This is a genomic window from Mucilaginibacter sp. P2_D11 (genome assembly GCF_056404435.1).
Genome location: NZ_JBFUEA010000004.1, coordinates 147,016 through 171,682, shown reverse-complemented (window position 1 = coordinate 171,682; position 24,667 = coordinate 147,016). Strand labels below are relative to the sequence as shown.

The following is a 24,667-nucleotide window of genomic DNA, read 5'->3' as shown; positions in this document are numbered from 1 at the left end:
AGCAGTATTGGGGAATTTATCCTAAGAAATCTTCAACAAACTTATTCATCACCTTATCAACGTTAAGGTATTGCACCGCATATTTCCGGGCGTTTTCGCGTTTGGCTTCCAATTCGTAATCCAGTTTTATCTGCAATATTTGGTTGGTTAGCAAATCCTGGTTGTCCCTGTCTTGAGGCTCAACAACGTAACCGAAATCGTAATCATGCACCATATCGTACAACGAGGTACCGAGCGAAGCGGTAATAATGCTGGCGCCGCCTACGGCAAGTATAGTGGTAAGTTTAGATGGCATTACCAGGTCGCCTGCGTCAGCAATTTGCAGCACCAGGTGTATATCGGCCATATTGAGGAATTCGTTGAACACATCTCTCTCCTGCACTTGCAAAAACGAAATATTAGTTAAGCCTTTGCGCCTTGCCTGTTCATGCAGTTGATCTTTATAAGGGCCTGATGAGCATATGATAAATTTGATGTGTTCCATGTGCAGCAGTTCCTCGGCAGTTACCAATATCCTTTCGAGCCGTTGCTTTACCCCTACCGCGCCTGAGTACAGGTACACGATATCGTCGGGCTTGTAGCCCCATTTGATTTTAAGCTTTTCGCGATTGGGCAAAGGGAAAAAGTAGTCGGTATCTACCCAATTGGGGAAAAAAACAATATCGCGGTTAAATTTCGCCTTTATCTTTTTTATCATCCCATCAGATATGCTGCTCACAAAATCGGCACTCATCAGTATCTTATGCTCTACCCTAAATAAGCCCGCCAACACCATCTTTTTAGAAAACAGCTTCAGGTCGCGCGCGGCTTCTATCTGCATATCCTGTATATGATACAGCAGCTTACCGCCGCTAAACCTCTTTAGCATTAGGCCCAAATAGGCCAAATGGAAAGGCGGGGCAACGGTAATAATCAGGTCGAATTTCTGCTTAAACAAAATAAGCTTAAAAACCATGAAGAATTTGGTAACCCAAAACGAGAAATCCTGTATGGCGCGCTGCTTGCCGGTAGGGTCGCTGGGGATGTAGGATGGGCACCTGTAAATAGTTAAGGTAGCACCACTTTTTTCATTATATATTACCTCTTTTTTATACCAATGGTTGGTGTAAGGCTCTTGCACCTTCCAAAATGGATAATACGGAAAAGTAGTAATTACTGTACAGTCATAGCCACGATTTACCAACCAGCTCAGCATCTCGCCGTTATATTTTCCAATACCAATTGGTTCAGGAGAGAAATTATGACTAATCAACAGTATTTTTTTCTTATCCATTTATAAACTAAGCCTTTGGCCGGTAACACGTTTGGGCCGGTAAAAACCCGGCAAATAAATATTTAAATATAACGGAATTTACTAATGCTTACGCCTTAAAACAGCGATTAAGTTATATCAACCGTTAAATGGAAACAGGTGTTTCAAAAACATGCTGATAACCATCATGTTGCCGATGGCATGATTACATTGTTTTTCGGATGTCACTTCATTTGCTCAACATTTCTTTCGTTTTCAGCACTATAAAATATTCGTAGATAGCTTGCATTGTTGCGTAAGTAACACCCGCCGCACCATCTAAAAAAGCCCGCCTTACCACTACCATATAAAGCCATTTAATAACAGGCCGGCCTGGCAACTTATAAAAAAGGCCTTTTTGGTGATAACGGCGCTTCGTAAAATCGGCACTAAACAATGCTTTACGTACCGAGAACTTCTCATTTGCATCCATTTGCTGCAACCGCATAGCCGCTTCCATATCTGCATATCCAAGGTGCCTGGTAAACCAAAACCTAAAACCCTTGCTAAAGGGGTAATGATCCAGGTAACCGTCTATCCGAGCCACCGTACCATCCGGCACCGATACAGGGTTAACCAACCTTTCGTACCGCATTTTGCCGGGCCGGAAAAGCCGCAAGTAAAATGGCGATACCTGGGCATGCTTTAACCATCTGCCGTTCCAGGCAAAATCGCGGCGCCGTATCTCATAAGCTACGTTAGTATTGCTGGCATCAAACAATTGCAACGATTTAAGCAAACTTTCCGAAACCCGCTCGTCGGCATCAATATATAGCACCCACTGGTATTTAAAAGCTATATTGGCCAAACCCCAGTTTTGATGGGCCGACCAGTTATCAAACTTACGGCTAGTGATTTTTGCACCCGCCGCTTCGGCTATTTCAATCGTTTTATCATCGCTCAGCGAATCATACACGTGTATATCATCGCACCAGGCAACAGACTCGAGGCAACCAGGCAAATCCTGCTCTTCGTTTTTGGTAAGTATTAAAACAGATATCATCGATCAATATCATTAACCATTACCCTTGCCTTAAGCGGCCTGCACGGATTACCGGCGCATACCGTCCATTCGGGCATATCATTTATCACTACCGAACGGGCTCCAATTACACAGCCGCTTGCAATAACTACACCGGGATGAACAAACGCTTCGGCTGCTATCCAGGCATTCTCGCCCACGTAAATAGGCTTAGTAACCAGAGGCGAACCGGCCCTTGTATAATCATGCGTACCTGTACACAAGTAGACACCCTGCGAAATTACCGCCCTGCGCCCTATAGTAATTTTACCTTGCGAATACAGTGTGGCGCCGCTGCCAACCCCGCATTCATCGCGCAGCTCTAAATTCCAGGGCGCCCATATTTTTACGCCCGGATACACGTGCACCCCCTTACCAACCTTTGCCCCAAAACAACGGAGCAAAAACGAGCGCCACGCATGGAAAGGCCTTGGCGAAAGCCTGAAAAAAAATAGCGACGTAATTTGCCATATAACCCTGGCCGCACGATTGGCTACAGAAAAAGATGGACCGGTGTATGTATCCTGATTAATCATTTAATCAATAAGAAATACTGAAATTGGATACGCCACAATAATATTTGTTTAATTCGCGATGTACTTTCAATAAAAAAAAGCGGATTTATTTTGCGCAAAAGTGCGCCTTTACATTCGTTACTATTTTAAGCAATAATACTAAACTTATACAATTTTTACCAATATTATTTATTTATAGCAACAGATTGCTGCAATTATTAAATTTTCAATATCTTAAAGCGCTGCATCAGCCTTCCCTGGCAAGCCGGAGTGTAAGCAACAACAGGAAAGCCGATTGCGATAAAAGAAAAAAAATGAGTATTTACCCACCAGCTACTGTCCCTCAAAAATTGCCTTTATAAAGTGCTTGGCAACGCGTTCTATATCAAAGTGTTCTTTAAATACCACAAGGGCTTTTTGTGCCATGCTTGTTTTTTGGGCAGGAGACAAACCTACCCATGTGCTTAGCAGTTGGCGGGTGCCGTCAAACGTATCGGCAGCCGTTACACCGCCGCCGCCGTTTTCTATCTCTTTCCAAATATTTACCTGCTGCGATACCAGCACAGGTTTTTCGCAGGCAAGGGCTTCCACAACGGCTATACCAAAATTTTCCTGATGGCTGGGCAGCACAAAAGCATCACAATTGTAAATGGCGCCCCATTTTACATCTCCGCTAAGCATGCCCGTAAAATGTATGTTTTCTTTTACATCGGGGTAATGGGCCAGCAACCGTTGTAAATCCTTGCCGTAAGATGTATTTAGACCAGGCCCCGCAACAATTAATTTATAACAGGCGTTTGTGCCGTCTATTTTTTTGTTCACTATTTCGGCGTAGGCTTTTATTAATAGGTCTACCCCTTTCTTTTTGTGTATGCGGCTAAAAAAAAGCAAAAAGGGCTTGCCTTTGACGTCAGGGCATTTACTATAAAAGGCTTCGTCCATTTGCGCGGAATGCCGTGGTGGCGCAATAATGCCGTATCCCACATTCATCTCTTTTTTGGGATGATATGGCGAGAACGCCATGCGGGCAAGTTCCAGCTCGGTCTGGCAGGTAAAAAACAGGCCATCGGCATCGTTAACTACTTTACTTTCTATCAACTTCCAATAAAACCAGTTGCGTATGGCTTTTAGCCTGCGATCGGCAGCGCGCTGAAAGTACGGATCTAGCATGCCATGCGGCATTACATATAACTTGGGCGGCGCAAGCAGTTGTGCATTTTTTTGGGCGTTTTTTTCTAATTCCCGCTTTACGCTCCAGCCCGCATAGCTCGAATATAGCCACAAGCCGTTGATGATTACCACATCGAACCGCGCCATATTGGATAACAGCCAGGGGCGTAATTTATCAGAATACTGCCACTTGCCCCTGGCTGGGCCTAAGGCATGTATGGTAAAATTGTCCATCCCTAAAAACGGACTATCGGGCGCATCAAGGCTCACCACTTCCCTGCTGATGCCGTTATGCATTAGCTGAGGGTTGGTATTCCGTATGCCCTGGCAGGGGCCACCACTGGCCGGATCCATGCTTGCAATAATGTGCAACAGCTTCATTTAAATGATATATTAGTTTTATTATGCCCCTTTGCTTTAAGTATATCCATGGCTGCCCCTATCACCTCATCGGGCGTTATCGATAGGATGCATTTCTTATGCTGCGTTACACATACATCCAGGCAGCAGCCGGCGCAATCTGTTTTATGATAGATGATTTTGTTGCCGTTGCCACGCGGGTACCATTGCCTCGGGTGGTGCCTTGCCGAAAAAACGGCTGCGCAAGGCGTGCCCACTGCTGCGGCCATATGCATAGGACCGCTATCGTGGCCAATAAATAGCTCTGCTTGCTTCATTACCGCGCCGGAAACCCTTGGCGAGGTTTGCCCGCATAAATTGATGCCGTTGCCGCCCCATGCGGCTATACATCCATCGGCCCTGCCGGCTTCATCGGAGCCGCCAAGCATTACCAGCTGCCAACCGGGCAGCAACGCCCCCAATTGCTTCAGCATGCTTTGCCAATTAGCTTCTTCCCAATCATTTACCTGGTTTTTAGTACCCGTGCTTGCCGCTATTATAGGCTGCCCCGCCGCAAGCATGCTAAGCTTTTCGCCGGCGGTTACCAGTTCTTGTTCCGTAAAACGCAAGTCCCAGTATTTCTCATCATCCAGTGGTATCGGGCCAAGCGCTCTTACCCTTCGGGCCAGCCTCTTAGCTTCCCATTCCAAATCCCCTGTCAACTCATCAACCGACAATATAAAATCGGGCAAAACCTGCGGGAAACCTATGGAGTTTTTGATACCGGCGGCTTTAAAAAAAAGCCAATCCCTAAAAACGGTGAGCTTGGTTTTTAAAAGCGTATTTAAGATGCGCACGCCGGCAAGGTACACTACGGTATCTATTTGGAGAGCCCTTATCTGCTTTATCAACTCCAATAAAACTTTGGCGTTGCGGGTGCCAACCGGGTAAGCCAACACTCTATCGAAGAAATAGCCCTGCCCCAAAATACTCTCCAGCGGGGCAGCCTTTGCAGCTACAGGGTTATTTGTTAAAAGGGTAATATCTGCATCGGGGTAAGCCTCCCTTATTTTATGAAAAGCGGGCAAGGCAATAACGGTATCGCCAAGGCTCCCCAACCTGTATATCATTATTTTTTTTGGAGGGCTACCCATTAATGTAAGCTATTGTACCTGTGCTGGGGCAGGCGCTTTCATGGCTGCAATAGTTAAGCCGCCCATTATTATACCAAACCCCAGCGCCGTTGGCTGCGCCCATTGCCCTTGCGCTACCGCCTGGAAACTAACGCTCACCATAAGCCATGGCAGCATGTTATTAAGCCGCAGGCGTTTGTAAGATTGTGATAACATCTTGATACTCACTACCATGCGCACAATAATAGCTGTCATGCCAAAAATGGCTCCCATCTCGCCTATCATTCGGCCCCATTCGCCTTCTGCAATCAAAAACACGTCAGATCGGCCAATAAGCAACCTGGCACCAGCGTTAGTGCCCATCCCTATGCCGAAGCCAAAAAAGGGCAAATCTGAGTTGGCGAAAGGCTCCAAAATACTAGCACCCATACGGTTGATGATGGTATTGTTAATGGTACCCTCGCTTTCCTTAGCCGTATCGAACCGCGAGGTTAATACGGCAATAGCGTTCTTGAAGAAATCGAGGTTACTTAGCAGTGCCAAAATAATAACAAGGCCTATGGCTGCAAAAAACATCCTCCCCAAAAGCCGGGGGGTACGAGACACAGAAGCCAGGGCGAATGCCCCGGTAAGTATCACTTGTATGAGCAAACCCCGGCTTATCGATATCGGGATCGCCGCAATAAGCGATACGGTGGCTGCTATCAATAATATCCTGTTAATTTGTTCGGTAGAAGTAAGCCAAAAATATACCACGAAAACCGCCACGAACGAGAAGAACTGTGTATTGCCTGTTGTGAACGAGAAAGTACCCGGCGGCCTGAAATATCCCAGTGCCCCGCTAAACCCCCCACCCTGCGAATCTGATCCTATCCCTTTATTTACGAATGCCGATTGTGGGCTGTAAAATTGCAGCGCGATGAGCAAAAACATAGGTATAGACATCCATAGCACTATTTTACCCAGCTTAACAACGTCGTCCCGATCGAAAATTTTCCCTATCAAAAATATAAGCGGGAAGTGGAAGAGCAATATACGAGTACCGTATGCAGCCACCAGTAAGCTGTGGTGCCCAACCGTAATAGCCGTAAACAACGCAGCACTGCCGATAAACCCAATAATGTAAACATAGTTATTAGATGGCAGGTACCCGTTGCGCCAGGCAGTGATAAGCAGCCAGATGGCAACCGGATCGCGCACTACCAGCAATGGGGTAGCCAACTGAGGCAGCACCCACTTACGCAGGGCCCCTTCAAAAATCAATAAAACGAAATACACCCATATACCGTTCTTCAGCGATGCTAAGACGGCTTCGCGATCAATCCGGCTCTGAAATTTCTGGGCCGAATCGCGGGCTACTACAGCTATATTCTTATCGAGGGTAGTACTCATTAATATCGATAGATTATGAAACCTTAAAAATAATCAATTATTACGGATAATAGCGTTAACTAATTGCTGCCCATATACCGCCCATGGCCTTTTTTGCGCCGTTGCCATTGCCGACCGGCCGGCCGCCTCAATCAGCTGAGGCTTCATCAATATATTTTCTATTGCCGCCCGAAGGCTATAGGTAGAGCCAGCCTCTATCAACCACCCGTTATCGTTATGGGTTATGATATCGGGCCCGGCGGTACGGTCGGTAGTTATTACCGGCGTGCCTTGTGCCATGGCTTCGGTAATCACGAGCCCAAATCCTTCGAATAACGACGGGAAAAGCAACACATCGTTTTCTCTCATCAATTTTAAAACTGCAGCATGCGGCATGCTGGGTATCCACAGGTGCTGCGCCAGGGCCTCGTTCAAAACGGCGCAATCATCAACCATTTTACTGCCTACCACCGTAAGCTGCACCCTGTTGCCAAAAGTTTTTACTGCCGCAAACAAATCGGCAATGCCTTTGCGCTGAGATAAGCCACCCACAAAAAGCAGCTTCAATGGCCTTGCAGCGGTAATCGTGTCATAGCTGCGTTCGCCCAAAACCGGCGGGAAAGCGTAAGGTATTACCTCTACTTTTGGCAAATCACCCGGGAAATACCCAAGCGTTTTTGCCGTAAAACTGCTGGCTACAAAAATACTTTCGGCCAGGCGTAATTCTTCGTCTTTACGGTCGAGCTTGGGTTGCGAATCTCTCAAACCTGTTAGGGTTGCCGCCCAATCGGGCCAACGTTCGCGTTCGGCGCCCAGCATTTCGCGCGCCGCGCGCCAATAGCCAATGGGCAAATCGTAAATGCACTTTATGCCGAGCTGGTTCGCCCTGGTAAAAGACCGCAGTGCGCCATCTTCGTAAGCATAAATAGCGTCGGGTTTGTTCCCGTTTTTCAATGAGGATAGTCTGTCGGCCACTTTGTGGTCCAGGTTACGGTACACAGCATCAACGCTGGCCCATCCGGTTTCGTGTTTTACGGCACTTTTCAGTCCCAGGCGTGGCAATATCATCCGGCCAAGTTCGCGTAACGGGTGCGTAACGATTTCGTTTTGGGGGACGGGATAAGTACGCCTCAGCCACTCCTGTCTTACGCTGCCCGGCAGCATTTTCAACCAGGGCGAGGCGGGATCTGCAGCCACCGTGGTATCAAACTCCGCAAGCATGCCTTGTTGCGACAATGCATTTATCAATGCCCGCACAAATTCATTACCCGTTGGATGCGACAGTAGTACTTTCATAAATGCTTAGCCGACTACAATCAGCTATAAATCCCATATAGATATCCTACAAATTAACATATTCGTAAGAATATACAAGTATAATCATTGAAATTGTAATTATCAGCTTAAATATTGCTTATTGTTGCTTTATATTTCGCAAAATGAAATGGCTTTAGGCTTTCGCCGATGGTTTAGGGGTGGCTAAAAGCCATTTGAAAAACCGTGTCCAAAGGGGGCGCTGCATCTCCAGCAAAACGCCCAGTAGCGAGGCTACTACCAATACTGATGCAATTACCTGCCAAAGCTGCAACATGTCGTATGCCTTATAACCAAATAAAGCCCGCCATAATACGATAAGGGGGAAGTGCAGCACATACAGCGGGAAAGTTAAATCAGCCGCCTTGCGGAACCCGTTGGCAAACTTCAGTTCGGTACTGAGGTGGTCGCCGGTGGGTAATATCCACAGGGTTGCAGCTATAAACAGGCCTACCGTCCAATCGGTAACGAACTGGTTGGCATAGTATAAGGGCTTATAGCCGATTTTACCCGGATAAAAAGGCACGTAAGTTACCGCCAGCCAGGCCGCAAAAAGCCCCAGCAGCACAAAAAACCAGGCGTTTGCCGCTCTTAAGGATGGGCGTGGCAATATATAGGCCAGGTAGCCCAACAGCCACACAGGCATCATCAGGATGATTTTGGGCCCGGCCACCAGTACCGCCAATACGGGCAGTATGAACGATTGCCACCCGCCTTTACGGAAGAACCAAAGCCCGAATATAGCATAATACCAAAACTCGAAACTTAAAGACCACAGCGAGCCATTCAGCGGCGGAGCCGCCGAAAACAGCCAAAGTTCGTTCACAAAAAGCCCTGAAGCAATATACCGCACCCAATCGTGCCCGCGCGAGTAAGCGGCCAGCAATTCTGGGTTTACCTGCTTAACAATTACTGCTATAACGGCCGTAATCAACAGTGCCGGAATAACAATTGAACAGAGCCTACTCAAACGCGCCTGGGCATACAGTATAGCACCACGGTTCCTACTGATGGTGGTATGCGCTATAACATAACCCGATAATACGAAGAAGATTACCACCGCCGCATGAGAAGGTTCGCCCGGCATATCGTGCGGGTGGGCTAACCTCGGAAACCAGCGGTCGTAAACGTGGATGTATAAAACCGTTAAAGCAGCGCCAATGCGCAAGGCATCTAAAAAGATGCTTGAGCTGCCTATGATAACGCGTGGTTTTATATTTAACATTTTGTTTATGTGCTGGCATGCTGCCGCAAGTTATTAAATCTGCTTAAATTAAGTTCAATCCGTTGTTCTATGCGGGTTCAGTACTTTGTTCATCACCTCCAAATTCATCTCGCCGAAGTATTGCTTACGGGCCTTCTGCCAATCGGCACGCGAAGGCCTCAAACTACTGATGGCTTCAAGCAATTCGAAACCCTTTTGCTTATCAGCAGCGCTCCAAATAGCGCCCAATTTTGTGGTACCCAGGAATTCGGCCAATGTACTATCGGCCGGGCCGTGGCCAAATATGGGGCGAGCCGCTTGCAAATAACTGCTTAACTTGGTTGGCAGACTTGTTTGAGAAAAGACATGCAGAGCCTTGCTCAAGGGGTACATGCAATACACAAAATGGCATTTTGCCAGTTGGGGTATTACTTTCTCCTCGGGCAGGGTATCGTAAAATTTAATGTTGGCCCGCAATGCAGCAGGCACGTCTATTGGCTTTAAATGGCAGCCCCACATTTGCAGCATTACCGTTCTGCTTTGCTCTTGATAAAACGCTTTGGCCAGGGCCACGAACGCGAACAAATCCTTTTTATCATAGATGGAACCTATATGGCCTATCAAAATACTATCCCCGGTTTCTGGTTCTGGGGCGGCCAATATGGTGCTTTCGGGCAGGTAGCGGTGGCAAACCTCGCCCCGGCGGGCAGTTAAGCCACGGTAATAATTGCGCATGCCTCCGCTTATCAAATCGAAAGAGGGCACCGTTTTTAAGGCCTTACCCGTCAGTTTTTTTGCGGCCCCGGCCATCAGCCGATAACGCACCGAACGGGCGCACAGCGCGCCGGCCCAATCATCGTGAACAGTCATGTGTACGGGCCGTTCATGCTGGCGCACAGCAAGTTCAATAGCCATGCGCAGTCCCTCATTATGCGATACTATCCAGTAGCCATCGCAATCTATACTCAGTAATTTCTGGGACAGCTCATCAATAAAGGGCAATTCACCGCCCTTGAGCATCTTGCGCGTTTGAGTGATATCCTTCAGCATAGGGCCACCCATCAAAGCCGTGCCGAGGTAACCGCTTTCGTAGCCCGCCACAGGGCCGCTGCCAATATAATACCAGTGCACATCAAGGCCGGGCAAGTTGGCCAGCAAGCTACGCAATATGGCACCGCCGCCCCCAACGTTTGGGGCATGCGCGGTAAAAAGGCATATTTGGGGGTTTCTCATTAAGTATCTAATCTGCTTTATAGTTATTTAATGCCCCGGCAAATTTAATTGCTATGGCGGTAACATCTGTGCCGTATGGTATAAATGTGCTGCGGGAAATGCACTCCTCAAAGTTACCGCCAATATATTCGGCCACGCCCAGTGGTATGGCCGGGCGGGCAACGCCGCCGGGTGTCCAGGATTTGGATACGGATATTACGGGCAGGCCATGTTCGCGCATGGCCGCATAAGAGCCACTTTTCTCTATCACCGCCAATGCCGTTGCCGATAGACCGATGGTGGAGCCCGAGAGTATTTCCGAAATGCGCTCCGACGATAATTCTTTATGAAGCTGCAAGGTTAAGCCCGCTTTTTGCCACTCGCTTGCCCACCGTTCCTGCTCGCTATTGCCGCGGCCCATAATGGTAAGGCTGATGGGTATTTGATGTGCTTGCTGATATAAAGCCGCCTCCTGCGCGAAAGCGGCGATTGGTGCCCTATCGTGTATAGCGCCAAATACCACGAAATCAATCCTGTCTTTTGGTGTCCACTCTTGCCTGGCCTCCCCTATCACGGGTATATTGCCATAAAGTGGCAGGTACGCGGCCTCGAAACCTATTTTTGCCAGCAGCGTTTGGTACAGTGCCGTTTGGGTATGTATAAGCGCTGGCTTAAGGTTTTTTACAAGCGATTTGATAAGCATACGCTGCGCCTTGCCCCACCACTTCAGTTTTTGCGATTCTTCGTTGGCTATGCCCACCCAAAGCTCGTGGAACATGATATGCCATTTACGGCCCTTGCTCAGCTCAAGCAGCAATCTGCTCAAGCCAGTCATCAGCCCTTTAGGGTGATAGCCAAATGGTACAAACTGCAGGCTTAACCATTCGGGGTTTACCTCATCCACCCACTCCTTGGCCAGCGCGAATCTTTGTTTTATTTCTATGGCTGATGACAGGCGCATCACGCGTACATCTATGCCGTCGGCCTGCTGCGTGCCGGCACATTGCCGCGCAATATGCCTATCGGCAAGGGATATTACCGCGCAGCTATGGCCGGCCTTTATCAACGCCGCAGCCATGCGGCGTGCGTAATCGCCTACGCCATCATGCCCGGGCTCTAAGGAGCTACAGATGAAAACTATTTTTATTTTTTTTGCCATGAGGCTAAAAAAGCACTGATAATGTGATATTTAAAAAAATATTTTTTTACGATAAACGAAAACAATCTTCACCATCGGCTGTTATTTTATGCGTTGCGTCTAAAAATTTACCTTTTCGTTAATGATATTCGTAACGATTAAATATATTTGCACCGCCTCTCCCTAATTATATACTGCTATTGTTTAAGTACAAGCCGATACTTTAACATCTATGCCAAAACGTACAGTATATACTACCATGCAAAAACCTTTTCTCTATTGCGATTGCTGCGGGCAACCGTTTCATTACAAAAAACCCTTGCCGCTTTTATTAAAGCCCGTTGCCTTTTTTGTGCCTATACAAAGGCTTTTCTGTGCCAAGTGCCTTTCTTCGAGCTACAAAATCATCAGCCACGAAGAGTTCAGCAAATACCAGGTTTAAGCTTGCGGATGCTAATTATGCATTTGCACCCTGCCGCCAGAAACGTTCCTGTATATGGGTTAAACTAAATTGCTCTTTTGCCAGCGTTTTTGCGTTGGCAGATATGCCTGCCTGATTTGCCAGCAAACTCAAGACATCTTCCGCCAGTTTCGCCGCATCTAAATTATCGCAGCATATTGCCGCACTGTTTTTTGTGAGCAGGTTGCAAGCCGCACTATCCTGCGGGCCATGGTATAGTATAGCACCGGCCCCGCCCAAATAGCCCACCATTTTTGTAGAAAGACTATACAAGTAAAAATCGGGCCGGGTAAATTTGATGGGCAGGTACAGTATGGCACAGTTATCCAGTTCGCGCTTCAACTCGGCATCATCCAGGGTCATGGGGCGGTAATCGGTCTTAAACGTACGATTCTCTAAAAACGGCATGTGTTGCGTAGCCCGCAATATCAATTTGAACTGATGGCCCTGCGCGGTCAACAGCTCCAATGCATCGGCCAACACCTTAAACAAGGGGATGTACTCCAGGTGCAAAAGCCCTGCAAAGTAAACCGCCATAGGCTGTTTATTGCTCTCCCTTGGTTCGCTTACTTCTTTAGCGGCTACGCCATCGGTTATCAGTTCGTAATCGGCCGTGCCGAAAAGACGGCCATATTCGATGCCCAATTCTTCCGATATCACCAGCCTGCGGTCGGCTCGTTTCCACAGGGCCTCGCTGTTTTCCGATAAACCATAAGTGGTAGAAAAATGATCGTGGAAGGATACCCAAAGCTCTTTGCTCTTGCAGAACGTATCGGTACACAAAGCTGCCGAAAAGGGACCATGGTCTACCACGTGCAGTATCTCATAATCAATTTCGCTGGCGGCCTGTTGTATCTTTTTGATGGTAGATGGCTTATAAAGCCCATACCTAAGCCATGTGCGGAAGTTACGTACTTTCCATCGGGCCCATTTGCGCACCAGCGGCGCAGCAAATACAATTACTTCGGCTATGGCACCGTGGCGGGGGTGCAGGGGGTTCTCTTCTACCACTAGCGATACAACATCCATTTCGCGGCTCATAAATAAGCGGCGCAGGATGCGGTTGCCGCCACCATTGGAGTATAAGGAAAACGGCTGATAGGTTAATAGCTTCACAAGGTATGGTTATATGTGAGTGCCTTGCGCTGCCACTATCTGCCTGATGGTTTCTTCCAGCGAGATGGTGATATCCCAGTTTGGATAATGCGCGCGCATTTTATCGAGGTTTGAAATATAGCACATATGATCGCCTATGCGGTTCTCATCTACATATTTATAAACCTGTTCTTTCCCGGTGAATTTCTCGGCAATTTTGAAGGCCTCCCATATAGAGCAGGAATTGGCTCGGCCGCCACCTATGTTGTACACCTCGGCAATGCGTGGCGCGGCAATAAAGGCATCAATAAAGCTCGCCACATCGTAGGAGTGTATATTATCGCGCACCTGCTTGCCTTTGTAACCGAACACATTGTATTGACGGCCCTCTACGTTGCATTTTACCAGGTAGCTCAAAAAACCATGCAGCTCTACACCCGAGTGGTTCGGACCGGTTAGGCAGCCCCCGCGCAGGCAGCAAGTAGGTATGCCGAAATAACGGCCATACTCCTGTACCATAATATCGGCAGCCACTTTAGAGGCACCGAATAGCGAATGCTTGCTTTGGTCGATAGAAAACTCCTCGGTAATACCATTGGCATAAAAGGTGTCGGCATAATCCCAGCGGGTTTCTAATTCTACCAAATCGATGGTGTTGGGCCTGTCGCCGTAAACCTTGTTGGTGCTCATGTGCGCAAACGGCGATTCGGGGCAGGTTTGCCTTACGGCCTCCAGCAGGTTTAAGGTACCTACGGCGTTTGTATCGAAATCGTCGAAAGGGATAGCGGCAGCACGATCGTGCGATGGCTGGGCAGCGGTATGTACGATGGCATCGGGTTTCACTTCTTTCATCAACGCAAGCACGCCTGCGCGGTCGCGGATATCTACTTCGTGATGGATGAACTTTGCGCCCAGATCTGTTTGGATGCGGTTTTGGTTCCAGCGGGTATCGCCCTGCGCGCCAAAGAATACGGCACGCTGGTTATTGTCTACACCATGTATTTCCCAGCCAAGCGCTGCAAAATGATAACAAACTTCTGAGCCTATTAAGCCGGACGACCCGGTTACCAGTAATTTTTTAGCTGAATTTGCCATAGTGTTTAAGCAAAGGTTATGTATATTGTAAATTAAAATATGTTTTGGCCGGCGTTACCCGTTAATAACGGATTGCCAAACCCCACGCATCGGCTCTGTGCCAACTTCAGCTACCACTAACTTTTGGGCATTTTTTAAAATTTGGGCAACACGTTGCGAATCGCGCAAGTGCTTAAAGCCATCCCTGATGGCGTCATCTTCGGCGGATGCTACCGTAATGGCGGCATCATGTTCATCAAGATAAGCAATCATGGCCGCGTATACCGGCCCAACGGCCAATATCGGCACACCGCAAGCTAAATACTCGCTCATTTTGGTAGCAATATTAAATGCCGACATATTACGCATTTTTTGCTTAAAACTGATGGGCAAAAGCACAGCATCGTAATTTTGCATTTGGGCCAGCACCTGTTCGGGTGCTACACTGCCTTTAAAAAGCACGCCATCGGCTTCCAGTTCGGCAGGCAGTTTATCTATGCCCGAGTAAATATCCAGCTCTACATCGGTACCTTTCAGCGCTGCGGCAACTGCTGCTAAAGCATCTTTCTGCCAGGCAGCAACCGCACCAAAGTAGCCTATTTTTAAAGGGCCTTGCTTTACCTCAAATTGCCCCGCACCCTCTACCAGGCCGGATGAACCGAACAATACGGTAGATGCCACGCCGAAGCGGTCTTTATAGAAGCGTTGCATGGCCGGGCTTATCACCAGCACTTTCTCCGCCTCGCGCAGGTGCCTGGCAAAAACGGCTTCCGTGCCCTCGGGGTATTGCCAATGGTCGTCATCGTATCGTACCAGGTGGTCATCCATCACCCAGGTTATGTACTTTACCTTCATCTTCTTCTTTAAGGCCTCCAGGGCGAAGATGGCGTTGGCTCCTTGCGGACAAACCAAGCCGGTAACTTCCTGCTTATCTTTAAATATCGCCGCCGTTTTGCGGGCAGCCACATTGGCCCGGGTTTGTATTGCCCAAAGCTTCTTGCTTATTTTTGATGCCCGCGAACGGCCGATAAGTTTCCGCATCAAATCTGATTCCCATACCGACAATACATCCGTACTGCGTTTCAAAAACTCACCTTTGGCCGGTAAATCAGCAGCAAAGCGGTTTACGTGTATAAAATGCGCTATATCGTTCAAATCATCACCCAGAATGCGTTGCAGCGTTAATCCGCCGCCATGCTTATCAGATACCGACATCTCCGAAAGGTAAAAATCAAACTTCATCAATTTGTTCCTTTCTTTTTAAGCTTTTGGTGTCGATATACTTGCTCCAGAAATCGAGGTGCTTGGCCCAGGCATGGCAGCCCAGCGGCAACTCTCCTTTGTTCAACCGAAGAGATTCGTCAAGATTATATTCGAAGCTGAAAGCCAAAGCATTCATCGGGCCGGCCACGGTAAAAGAAGGCACCAGTTGCGGAATCACTTCAGACCATATCACATCCTCGTTCAAATGAAAGTTGGCGAAATTGAAAGCAAACCTCCCGGTCACAAAAACCTCGTATTTGCCCTTAGTCCATTCATTAATTTTTTTGCGCAAGCGCGATGAATGCAGCAACGATAACCTGTAAAGCAGCCATTGCCAGCGAAACTTACCCACAGCCTGCAAAGCATTGATGCAAGCCTGTATGTTACGCACAGAAAAGCCCGAGTTGCAGCCCTTCAGGAATTTAGCCCCGGGCTGCGCAGCCCAGTACCCCTCAAAAAACGGCGCGCCGATATAATCGAACGTGAAAGCCCTGGCGGCTTCAAAATTATCATGGAAAATAAAGGCATCAAGTTCGTAAGTAAGCATGTACTCATACTTAGCAAACAATTGATAAAAGACGGTGCTTACCTTCATTTTATTATACTTTTCTATAGATGACAGCCAATCGGGGTTAACCGGGTGCAGCAGCAAACCTGTGTGCAATGCCGTGTATGCGCCGGTATCCATCCCCTCCGGGTATAGCAGGTAACAATCAAACCCTCTTAAATGTGTTTTGCAAGCAGCCAGGGAAATTACCTCGTCTGCTGTTATTGCCGGCTTGTGCACCGGTATTATTACGCACATTTTTGTTGTTGCGGGCATTGCCATTACTAAAATATCCGCTCTACTATCTTAGTGAGCCTGTTCCTTATTTTTTCTTTAAGCGGGCGCGCCGCAAACATCTTCAGTTCCTGCACCAGAAACTGTTCCTGGTAAACGGCAGGTATTTCTTTTGCCTTATCGGCACCTGCGGCTTTCAGGCTGGCGTAATACTCATCCACCACTTCGGCAATATCTGGCCTGTTGAAGCGATTGTAACGCGTATTATATTTGCAAAGCACCATTGGCGTTGCATACCTGTAGCTGCTGAAATGGAAAAACACCAGCGGATATTTGCCGTTTACGATGTAACCATCGCCGCTTTTAGCTAGCGTACGCTCGTGCCAGTTCCAGTTGGCTACGTTATAACCGTAATGTTTCAGGATAAGGTAATTATCGAACATTACAGGGATATAGTTGGCCCATATCTGATCGTAAAACATGCCCTTGTCCCAATTGGTGTAGCCATAAACCAGCAGGCGTTCGCCCCACCAGTTCAAAAACTTATCCAGTTCGGCACCTTTGGCCAGGCCCAAAAAGCCAAGGTTGAAAATGCCGGTACGCAGCGTATAAAAATCGCTGGGTATCTTGCCGTCGTCCACCGGGTTCATCAGGTGCGGGGTTAGCACAAAGGTGTACTTTTCCAGTGCCTCCCAAACGTCCGTCATCCGCGCATATATTTTTATATCCGGATCGATGTAAACGACGGTGTCGTATTGCTTAAAAAAGTGCTTAAAAACGAAGGGCTTTACAGTGGTGCAAAGCTCCGCAAGGCTGAATTTCAGACTCAGTGCATCTATGTCCAAATCAACCAATTGGTCTACAAAAAGGATGCTATCGCCGCAAAACTCATCGTAATTCAACGCCTGCGATTTCTTATCCACCAAAACAATAAACAAAGGGATATCCGGGTGATGCTTTGTAAAGCTCTCCTTTAACACCTTTGCCGAAGCCAGGTAATTATTAGCACATATGGTATAAGCTACCTTCATTTATCTTTCCGTCTTTTTATGGTTTATACCTCAACCACCTTTATAATTTTCGCAGGTACGCCACCCACTACGGCATTGGCAGGCACATCCTTGGTAACTACCGCATTGGCACCTATAACGGCGTTTTTGCCCACGCGTACGTTGGGCATAATGCAGGCTCCCTCGCCTATCCAAACGTTATCTTCTATAATTACCGGCCCGCGCGAAACCAGCGGCCTTTTTATGGGTGGCAGGGCAAAATTTTCGGCGGTTGTATCGCCGTGGGCGTGGTCGCTAATGTAAATGCGGCTGGCCATGAGTACATGGTTGCCAATTACTACTTTGTTAATACAGCCGATGTGTACATCGGTACCCATGCTTACCCATTCGCCAATGGTAAGTTCGGGCTTAAAAGTTTGCGTTTCGTATTTATCCCATGCCTCCAGGCGCAGGTTGTACAACGCCGAGAACTTTTTGCCAATGGAGATGTATTGCGGGTTTTTGATGATGGCCTGCAACGGCAGGGTGCATTTCTCGCCGCGAAACTTAAGTTTGCCATATAAGGCCAATTCCCGGGCATCGTCGGCACGGCCGGTGTACGAACCCGACGCTATTACCTTGTAAAATATCTTACCAATAAAATTATTGAGCGCCGACATGCCTTAAGTATTGATTTCTAAATAGTAGGGGGAATATTTTAAACCAAAACGATTTATAGTTCCAAAACACGGGTATCATTATCTTAAACGGGTTCTCTTTTTCGAAGCTTTTACCCGGCCTGTTGATAAACATCGGGAAAAAGGTGCTGAGCAGATGGTGGTTCATGATGCGCTTTACGCGTTTATCAATCAAGCCCATAGCTATCAGGCGGCTCATCACCTCATTAAAATTGGTACCGAACACCTTCAGCAACTTGTAACCGCCGGTGTTATCTGCGCGGCAGGCGAGTATCTTATCATTGATGACGCCGTTTGGCTTGCCTTTAAAAGCAGCGGGCAACGTCCAGCTCAGCTGTACCAGGTTGCTTTCGCAAAACTCTTTTATATAAGCGGTATCGCCGATAAGCGATTTATTGATAATGTTGCCGGTGATGAAGGTGGTCCAATAGCTTACCTGCCCTATATACTCCAGCGGATCGTCGAATTTCTTTAGGTTGACACCTGTAGGGAGGGTGGTTTTGCCGGTATATTCTCCGCTATACCAAAGGGTATTGATATATAGCGTGCCCCACTCCTGCTGCTGTAGCAGGTCGATAATAAATTTAAGGTAGCCAGGCAGCAAAAAGTCGTCGTCGGAAAAAACCCACACGTACTTGGCCGATGCTTTGGTGAAGCAGGAAGCGATGTTGCGGTCGGCCCCGATATTCTCGCTGTGCCGGTTATAAGCTATGCTATAGCCTTTGGCAATATATCCCATCACTACGGCCTGCGTATCATCGGGAGAGCAGTTGTCTGATACCACGAACTCTACCAACGGCTTCACCGCATCGCTCAATTGTGATAACAAGGCATCGAGGCACTGGCTTAGCAGCTGTGCCCTGTTGTATGTTGGTATCGCAATGGTTATGAGTGGTTGCACCATAGTAAACTCACGTGTATATATTAAGATAGCCGCCAAAACCAGCAGCTATTTTAGATAGCTTGGGTATCCCAGGCCAGTTTAGGGCGCACTACGCCCCACCAGTCGCCGGTATACTCTTTGCGCATATCGCCGGTTTCTATTACCGTAAAGGCCAAAACGCCTTCGGCAATAGCCATATTTGCCATGTCCTCGGGCACCAGGAATGCATTTATCTTGTAATTCTTATCGTTTAAGTAACTCCCGGGGATTACACAGGTAGATTTGTACCTGCCCTTCCGCAGCGGCTTGTTATAAAATTTATCTACAGTAGTTGAGGCCGATGGCGCGCTGAACGTGGCAAAAATACAGGTATCCATGGTATCAAGCAAATGGATGCTTGGCTGTATAATTGCGCCGTCTTCGTAAACATCGTACTCTATTTCGATGATGATATCTTCGTTTATGGCGAAATCGGCAGTGATGCCTTTGCTGCGCGATAATAACCTCAAAGCATAAAAACCCACTTTTGTGGAGGCTTGCTTTACGATGATATCTTCCAGATTAGCCTGCCCGTCGGTATTTTCGCCGGTGCGGATGTATTTATCTATAACCGTATGCGTGTAATCCATCGTTTGCAGCTGCCCGTGTTTCAGCAATATAGATTTGGAACACAGGTTGCTTATGGCCGCCATATTATGGCTTACGAATAGCACCGTGCGGCCTTCGCCCTTGCTTACCTCGCCCATTTTGCCCAGGCATTTCTTTTGGAACTCGGCATCGCCAACGGCCAGTACCTCATCTACAATGAGTATCTCGCTCTCCAGATGCGCGGCTACCGCGAAGGCCAACCGCACGTACATACCGCTGCTATAGCGTTTCACCGGCGTATCTATATAACGCTCTACCCCGGCAAAATCTACTATGGCATCAAAGTGTTTTTTTATCTCGTGCTTGCGCATGCCCAGGATGGCACCGTTCAGGAAAATATTCTCGCGGCCGGTAAGCTCGGGATGGAAACCTGTGCCTACTTCAAGCAAGCTTGCTACGCGGCCCATGATCTTTACCGACCCAACAGTAGGCACCGTTACGCGACTAAGCACTTTAAGCAGCGTGCTTTTGCCTGCGCCGTTGCGGCCTATTACGCCTACGGCATCGCCTTTTTTTATTTCGAAATTGATATCTTTCAAGCTCCATACCACATCGCTGGTGCCAGCGGTAGAGCGGTCGTTAGTTTCGCCTACACGTAAGAAGGGGTCTTCTTTCCCCCGTAGCAATGCCCACTTACGTTCAATATCGCGGCTGAGAGTGCCGGTGCCAAAATCGCCCAGCTGATACGCTTTAGATAAATCCTCAACTTTTATAGCAATATCGCCCATAGCCAAAATTAAACGGTATCAACAAAATCTTTTTCAACCTTATTAAATACAATCAGGCCCAGCAGGCATACCACCAGGCTCGCCACAACGCTGTAGATAAACGCGCCGGAATAAAACTGTCCCGAGCCGGTAAACCCATACCTGAAGGTTTCTATCAAACCGCTCATGGGGTTGTATTGAATAATGCCGTGGTATTTATGCAAAGCTGTAGCCAGTGGGTAAATAATAGGCGTAGCGTACATCATCAGCTGCATGCCAAAGGTTACCACAAAGGCCAGATCGCGATATTTAGTGGTAAGCGCGGTTACGATGAGCCCAAGCCCAAGACCAAGCAATGCCATCAGCAACATAATAACCGGGAACAACAGTATATACCAATTAGGTATAACCGGTTCTTTATAACCCAGGAACTGGTACCTGACAAAATACACGCCGAACACGATAACAAACAAGCCAAACTGCACCGCAAATTTCACGAGGTTGGATACCACTATACTCAGCGGCATAATTAATCTGGGGAAATAAACCTTGCCGAATATGTTGGCGTTATCCCTAAATACGGTGGAGGTTTTGGTAAGGCAATCTGAAAAATAGTTCCAGGCGATGGTGCCTGCCATATAAAACAATGGTTGTGGCGCGGCACCTGTTTCTATATGGGCCAGCTTACCAAATACGAAGGTAAAAACAACGGTAGTGAATATAGGCTGGATAAAAAACCACAGCGGGCCTAAAACGGTTTGCTTGTAAAACGATACAAAATCGCGGCGCACCAACAGCCAAAGCAAATCGCGATAGTTCCAAACATCCTTTAAATGAAGGTTGAAAACGGTATCATGAGGCTTAATTTCCAGATCCCACTCCTGATGTGACGTATTCTGCTCCATTATATTTTGTTACTGTATATCCTCTTACGCATATTAAGCCGGGTAGCTTTTAGTTTTGCGATTTTTTACTCTTTTTAGCGGGTTTCTTAAAAATGGCCGAAAGCAGGCCTTTTATGCCCCTCTTGCCCTTGTCATCTTCCTGGGTGTAGCCATAACCATAGCCGTAACCGTAACCATAGCCGTAACCATAGCCATAGCCGTAGCCGTAGCCTGCACCATAACCCTGGCCGTAGCGGCCCAATATACCACGCAGCTTTAAGCCATTGAAGATGATATTGAGGTTGCTCAACTCATTATTGGTATAAATGTGATCGATGAGGTTCAAGTAGTATTTAGGCGTGTATTTGTGCCTTACCATGTATAAACAAGCATCAACATATTTATTCAGGATCTTGGCATCGGTAACCAAACCAATCGGCGGCGAGTCAATCAATACGTAATCGAAATCGGCTTTAATCTTATCCATCAGCACATCCAGCCTGCCGTTGAGCATCAACTCGGTAGGGTTGGGCGGTATGGTACCGGCGGGCAAAATAACAAGGCCGGGGATGTCCCTGTCTTGCATAGATAGGCATATCTCTTCGTAAGTTGCCAGCCCTGCCATGTAGTTACTGATACCTGGCTCCTGGTTAATTTCCATCATCTTGCTGATTTTGGGTTTGCGCAAGTCGAACTCCAGTATCGCCACCTTTTTGCCTGTTAACGCCAAACTTACGGCGAGGTTGATGGCGGTGAAACTCTTGCCCTCGCCCGATATAGAAGAGGTAACCAAAATCGTTTTTTTATCGCCCTGTATGCCTATGAAGTTGAGCGAGGTACGCAAGGCCCTGAATTGCTCTGCAATAACCGTTCGGCTGCCATCTTTGATAATCAGCGTTTCGCCGCTATCATCGTGCAAAATCTCTGCCAGCACGGTAGCATCCGTCTTCCGTTCAATCTCCGAACGGAACAGCACCTCCTGGTTGTATTGTTCCCTTACCAGCACGAACAAGATACCTACTATTACGCCTATTGAGAGCCCCACCAGGTAAATGTTGATAGGTATGGGTTTTACCGGCGTGCCCTTGCTTTCGGCATAATTGATAATGCGGCTATCAGCAACGGCAGCGGCACGCGATAAAGCAACCTCCTCGCGCTTGGTAAGCAGCAAGGTATAAATATTGTTCTTGATAGCCTGCTGGCGGCTTATCTCCAAAAACTTACGTTCTTTTTGCGGTACGCCGCGCAATTGCGATGAATTGATGCTGCCTTCGGCCTTCAAACGGTTTTGGGTAGTAAGCAGGTTTTGGCGCAACGCATTCAGGTTTTCTAACAAACCTGGTTTTATCTGGTTTATACGCTCCTGCACGGCCATTACCGGCGGCGAATTTTCGCCCGCGGTTTGGCGCAGGTTGGTCAGTTCAAGCTCGGCAGAGTAAAGCTTATCAAGCAACTGCAACAGTATAGGGTCAGAAATACCAAGCGTAGAAGGCACGGTACCTGTGGTATTCCCTTTCCGCACGATGTATTTCTCTATCTGGCTAAGCACATCCAACTGTATTTGCATCTGCGCCAGCTGGCTGGTGTTTTGCCTTGCATTATCTATATAGTTACGCCCTTCGGCAGAAAGATCCACTATCCCCTGGCTTTGGCGGTAATCCTGCATTTCGTTCTCTACGCCGGAGAGTTCTTTGGTTACCAGCACCAACCGCTCATTGATGAAGTTGAGCGTATTAAGCGCGGTTTGGTTTTTATCTGCGATGCCCGTCTCGTTGTAAACGCGTACCAGGTTATTCAGAATATCCTCAGCCCTGATGGGTACCTGATCTACCAACTTAAGCGATATCAGCGACGATGATCTTACTGGCGATGCCACCACCAATGCGCTTTGCGTGAATTTGGCAGCTGTTTTGATACTGCGTATTTGCAGGTAGTATTCGCCTTTGAACACCTGGGCCGACAACTTTTTATCCTGCTTAACCGGATTGATAATAAAATCGCCATACGGGGTGCGCACCGGCGAGCCTAACGCATATGGCTTGCCGGCAATTTTGATATAGTTCTTACTTGGCAGGTATTCGAATGAGATAGGCAGATCTGGCGAGTTTTTCAAATCCTCGGGGTTGAGGGCGATAAACTTAACCGGGTTGGGGTAAATCAAAATATCGCGCAGAGCGCCTTTATTATAAACCTGCGCATACAGGCCCAAATCCTTCACCACCTGCTCCATCAGCACGCGCGATTTTAACACCTCTATCTCATTGTCGACCGATTTTGAGCCATTTGCCAAACCCAAAGCTTCCAGCACGTTTGCGCCATCAGCGCCGCCCCCTCTCGAATCTTTAAGCAAAATGGTGGTATTGGCTTCATAGATTGGGGTTTGATAATGGATATAGAAGTAGCTTATGGTAAGCGACACCACGATGGTGAATACAAATATAGGCCAAAAAGGCAAGTACCTGAAAGCTATTGCGCCTACTGCGTTTTTTGAGGTAGTGCCCTCGAACGGATTGGCAACATTGGTAGACTGGGCAGTGTTTTTCATTAACAGGACAAATGTTATTTTTTGATAAACTGTAAATAGATAACAATCAAAAGCGATGCAGCACTAAAGAAGTACGGTATCAGCTGGGTGGTGCGATCTGAAGACGCGGCCCTTGCGTTATTTGGCTCTACGTAAATTATATCCTGGTTTTGCAGGTTGTAAATATCTTTATCGAATAACTGGCTTTCGTTAAGGCTGAAGCGTTTCCAGGTGCGTTTGCCGTCAACTTCCCTTATCAAAAGCACGTTGCTGCGTTTGCCATATAGCGTAAGGTCGCCGGCCGAGGCTAAAGCTTCGGGCAAGGTAATACGTTCGTTGGGTACAGATATTACGCCGGGGTGGCCAACTTCGCCTAAAACAGTAACCTTAAAATTTACTATCCTTACGTTTACGATGGGGTTTTTGGCTATTTGTTTACTTAGCAGGGTGTTGGTGATATAATCGGCTAGCTGTATTTTGGTTAAGCCCTCGGCTTTTACGCTGCCTAAAAGGGGCATTTTAATATTCCCTGTTTCGTCTACCAGGTATCCGCTAAGGCCACCCTGGCCAGAATTCACGGCAGTAGATGAATTCAATATAGCCGTAGTTGCCGGATCGAGGGTAGACATATTGATCTGTAACAGATCGGCCACATTTATTTTGGTTTCCAGCCGTTGCTCGGTTATCGCAGCCGTGCTGTCCTTCTGGATGTTATTGAAATAAGCTAGCTTTCGGCTACTGATACATGAACTTAGGAATGATGAGGCCACAAAAGCCAGCGAAATGGCAAGCAAGGAGAAGGTGGTTTTTTTCATAAATTTTTCAGCGGTATGGCCATTGTATCTCTTAAAATAACTAGAGCTTGTTGCAAACTTAAAAATAATTAAGCAATATTATTTTACTTTTTTAATATAATGGACTTATTTTCTAAAAATAATAAAATTTAACGTGTT

At 47.4% G+C, this 24,667-nt stretch carries 22 protein-coding genes; 1 reads left to right on the top strand and 21 read right to left on the bottom strand.

The window, feature by feature from the left end; genetic code table 11:
* Window positions 1-16: 16 nt before the first annotated feature.
* The 10 genes from AC1DXC_RS07385 to AC1DXC_RS07340 all read right to left on the bottom strand — a co-directional run bounded on the left by AC1DXC_RS07385 (window position 17) and on the right by AC1DXC_RS07340 (window position 11,729).
* Entirely contained in the window at window positions 17-1,273 is a 1,257-nt protein-coding gene (locus AC1DXC_RS07385; protein ID WP_477458502.1) for a WcaI family glycosyltransferase, read from the bottom strand.
* 208 nt (window positions 1,274-1,481) lie between these two features.
* On the bottom strand, window positions 1,482-2,294 hold the full coding sequence (locus AC1DXC_RS07380) for a glycosyltransferase family 2 protein (protein WP_477458501.1): 813 nt from the start codon (window positions 2,292-2,294) through the stop codon (window positions 1,482-1,484).
* Window positions 2,291-2,848 carry a WcaF family extracellular polysaccharide biosynthesis acetyltransferase gene (locus AC1DXC_RS07375; protein WP_477458500.1) on the bottom strand — a complete coding sequence of 186 codons (558 nt, stop codon included), beginning with the start codon at window positions 2,846-2,848 and terminating at the stop codon, window positions 2,291-2,293. Before AC1DXC_RS07375 ends, AC1DXC_RS07380 begins: the two co-directional genes overlap by 4 nt.
* 312 nt (window positions 2,849-3,160) lie before the next feature.
* Complete coding sequence (locus AC1DXC_RS07370; protein WP_477458499.1) at window positions 3,161-4,378, bottom strand: glycosyltransferase; 1,218 nt, start codon at window positions 4,376-4,378, stop codon at window positions 3,161-3,163.
* Window positions 4,375-5,466 carry a glycosyltransferase family 9 protein gene (locus AC1DXC_RS07365; protein ID WP_477458498.1) on the bottom strand — a complete coding sequence of 364 codons (1,092 nt, stop codon included), beginning with the start codon at window positions 5,464-5,466 and terminating at the stop codon, window positions 4,375-4,377. Before AC1DXC_RS07365 ends, AC1DXC_RS07370 begins: the two co-directional genes overlap by 4 nt.
* A gap of 33 nt (window positions 5,467-5,499) precedes the next feature.
* Window positions 5,500-6,861, bottom strand: a complete 1,362-nt coding sequence (locus AC1DXC_RS07360; RefSeq protein ID WP_477458497.1) for a hypothetical protein — start codon at window positions 6,859-6,861, stop codon at window positions 5,500-5,502.
* Between the two features lie 33 nt (window positions 6,862-6,894).
* Window positions 6,895-8,136, bottom strand: a complete 1,242-nt coding sequence (locus AC1DXC_RS07355; protein WP_477458496.1) for a glycosyltransferase family 4 protein — start codon at window positions 8,134-8,136, stop codon at window positions 6,895-6,897.
* 154 nt (window positions 8,137-8,290) lie between these two features.
* Window positions 8,291-9,379 carry an acyltransferase family protein gene (locus AC1DXC_RS07350; RefSeq protein ID WP_477458495.1) on the bottom strand — a complete coding sequence of 363 codons (1,089 nt, stop codon included), beginning with the start codon at window positions 9,377-9,379 and terminating at the stop codon, window positions 8,291-8,293.
* 54 nt (window positions 9,380-9,433) lie between these two features.
* Window positions 9,434-10,591: a glycosyltransferase family protein gene (locus tag AC1DXC_RS07345; RefSeq protein ID WP_477458494.1), complete on the bottom strand. Its 1,158-nt coding sequence runs from the start codon at window positions 10,589-10,591 to the stop codon at window positions 9,434-9,436.
* A 7-nt stretch (window positions 10,592-10,598) separates the two neighbouring features.
* Window positions 10,599-11,729, bottom strand: a complete 1,131-nt coding sequence (locus tag AC1DXC_RS07340; protein WP_477458493.1) for a glycosyltransferase family protein — start codon at window positions 11,727-11,729, stop codon at window positions 10,599-10,601.
* Between the two features lie 211 nt (window positions 11,730-11,940).
* Between AC1DXC_RS07340 and AC1DXC_RS07335 the strand changes: the two genes are divergently transcribed.
* Window positions 11,941-12,150, top strand: a complete 210-nt coding sequence (locus tag AC1DXC_RS07335; RefSeq protein ID WP_477458492.1) for a hypothetical protein — start codon at window positions 11,941-11,943, stop codon at window positions 12,148-12,150.
* Window positions 12,151-12,165: 15 nt separating this feature from the next.
* Here AC1DXC_RS07335 and AC1DXC_RS07330 read toward each other — a convergent pair whose 3' ends face one another.
* The 11 genes from AC1DXC_RS07330 to AC1DXC_RS07280 are packed head-to-tail and all read right to left on the bottom strand — an operon-like array spanning window position 12,166 to window position 24,529.
* Entirely contained in the window at window positions 12,166-13,284 is a 1,119-nt protein-coding gene (locus AC1DXC_RS07330) for a glycosyltransferase family protein (RefSeq protein ID WP_477458491.1), read from the bottom strand.
* Window positions 13,285-13,293: 9 nt separating this feature from the next.
* Window positions 13,294-14,358, bottom strand: coding sequence for an NAD-dependent epimerase/dehydratase family protein (locus tag AC1DXC_RS07325; RefSeq protein WP_477458490.1), 1,065 nt, complete (start codon window positions 14,356-14,358; stop codon window positions 13,294-13,296).
* A gap of 54 nt (window positions 14,359-14,412) precedes the next feature.
* On the bottom strand, window positions 14,413-15,579 hold the full coding sequence (locus tag AC1DXC_RS07320) for a glycosyltransferase family protein (protein WP_477458489.1): 1,167 nt from the start codon (window positions 15,577-15,579) through the stop codon (window positions 14,413-14,415).
* Window positions 15,569-16,405, bottom strand: a complete 837-nt coding sequence (locus tag AC1DXC_RS07315; protein WP_477458488.1) for a DUF5672 family protein — start codon at window positions 16,403-16,405, stop codon at window positions 15,569-15,571. Before AC1DXC_RS07315 ends, AC1DXC_RS07320 begins: the two co-directional genes overlap by 11 nt.
* A 26-nt stretch (window positions 16,406-16,431) precedes the next feature.
* Window positions 16,432-17,412, bottom strand: coding sequence for a glycosyltransferase family protein (locus AC1DXC_RS07310; RefSeq protein WP_477458487.1), 981 nt, complete (start codon window positions 17,410-17,412; stop codon window positions 16,432-16,434).
* 23 nt (window positions 17,413-17,435) lie between these two features.
* The gene (locus AC1DXC_RS07305; RefSeq protein ID WP_477458486.1) at window positions 17,436-18,050 is read right to left on the bottom strand and encodes an acyltransferase; all 615 of its coding nucleotides are present in this window, start codon (window positions 18,048-18,050) and stop codon (window positions 17,436-17,438) included.
* Entirely contained in the window at window positions 18,034-18,972 is a 939-nt protein-coding gene (locus AC1DXC_RS07300) for a glycosyltransferase family 2 protein (protein WP_477458485.1), read from the bottom strand. The genes AC1DXC_RS07305 and AC1DXC_RS07300 overlap by 17 nt, the downstream gene beginning before the upstream one ends.
* 50 nt (window positions 18,973-19,022) lie before the next feature.
* The gene (locus AC1DXC_RS07295) at window positions 19,023-20,327 is read right to left on the bottom strand and encodes an ABC transporter ATP-binding protein (RefSeq protein WP_477458484.1); all 1,305 of its coding nucleotides are present in this window, start codon (window positions 20,325-20,327) and stop codon (window positions 19,023-19,025) included.
* An 8-nt stretch (window positions 20,328-20,335) separates the two neighbouring features.
* On the bottom strand, window positions 20,336-21,211 hold the full coding sequence (locus AC1DXC_RS07290) for an ABC transporter permease (RefSeq protein WP_477458483.1): 876 nt from the start codon (window positions 21,209-21,211) through the stop codon (window positions 20,336-20,338).
* Between the two features lie 49 nt (window positions 21,212-21,260).
* Window positions 21,261-23,735, bottom strand: coding sequence for a GumC family protein (locus AC1DXC_RS07285; RefSeq protein WP_477458482.1), 2,475 nt, complete (start codon window positions 23,733-23,735; stop codon window positions 21,261-21,263).
* Window positions 23,736-23,749: 14 nt separating this feature from the next.
* Window positions 23,750-24,529, bottom strand: coding sequence for a polysaccharide biosynthesis/export family protein (locus AC1DXC_RS07280; protein WP_477458481.1), 780 nt, complete (start codon window positions 24,527-24,529; stop codon window positions 23,750-23,752).
* Window positions 24,530-24,667 lie beyond the last annotated feature (138 nt).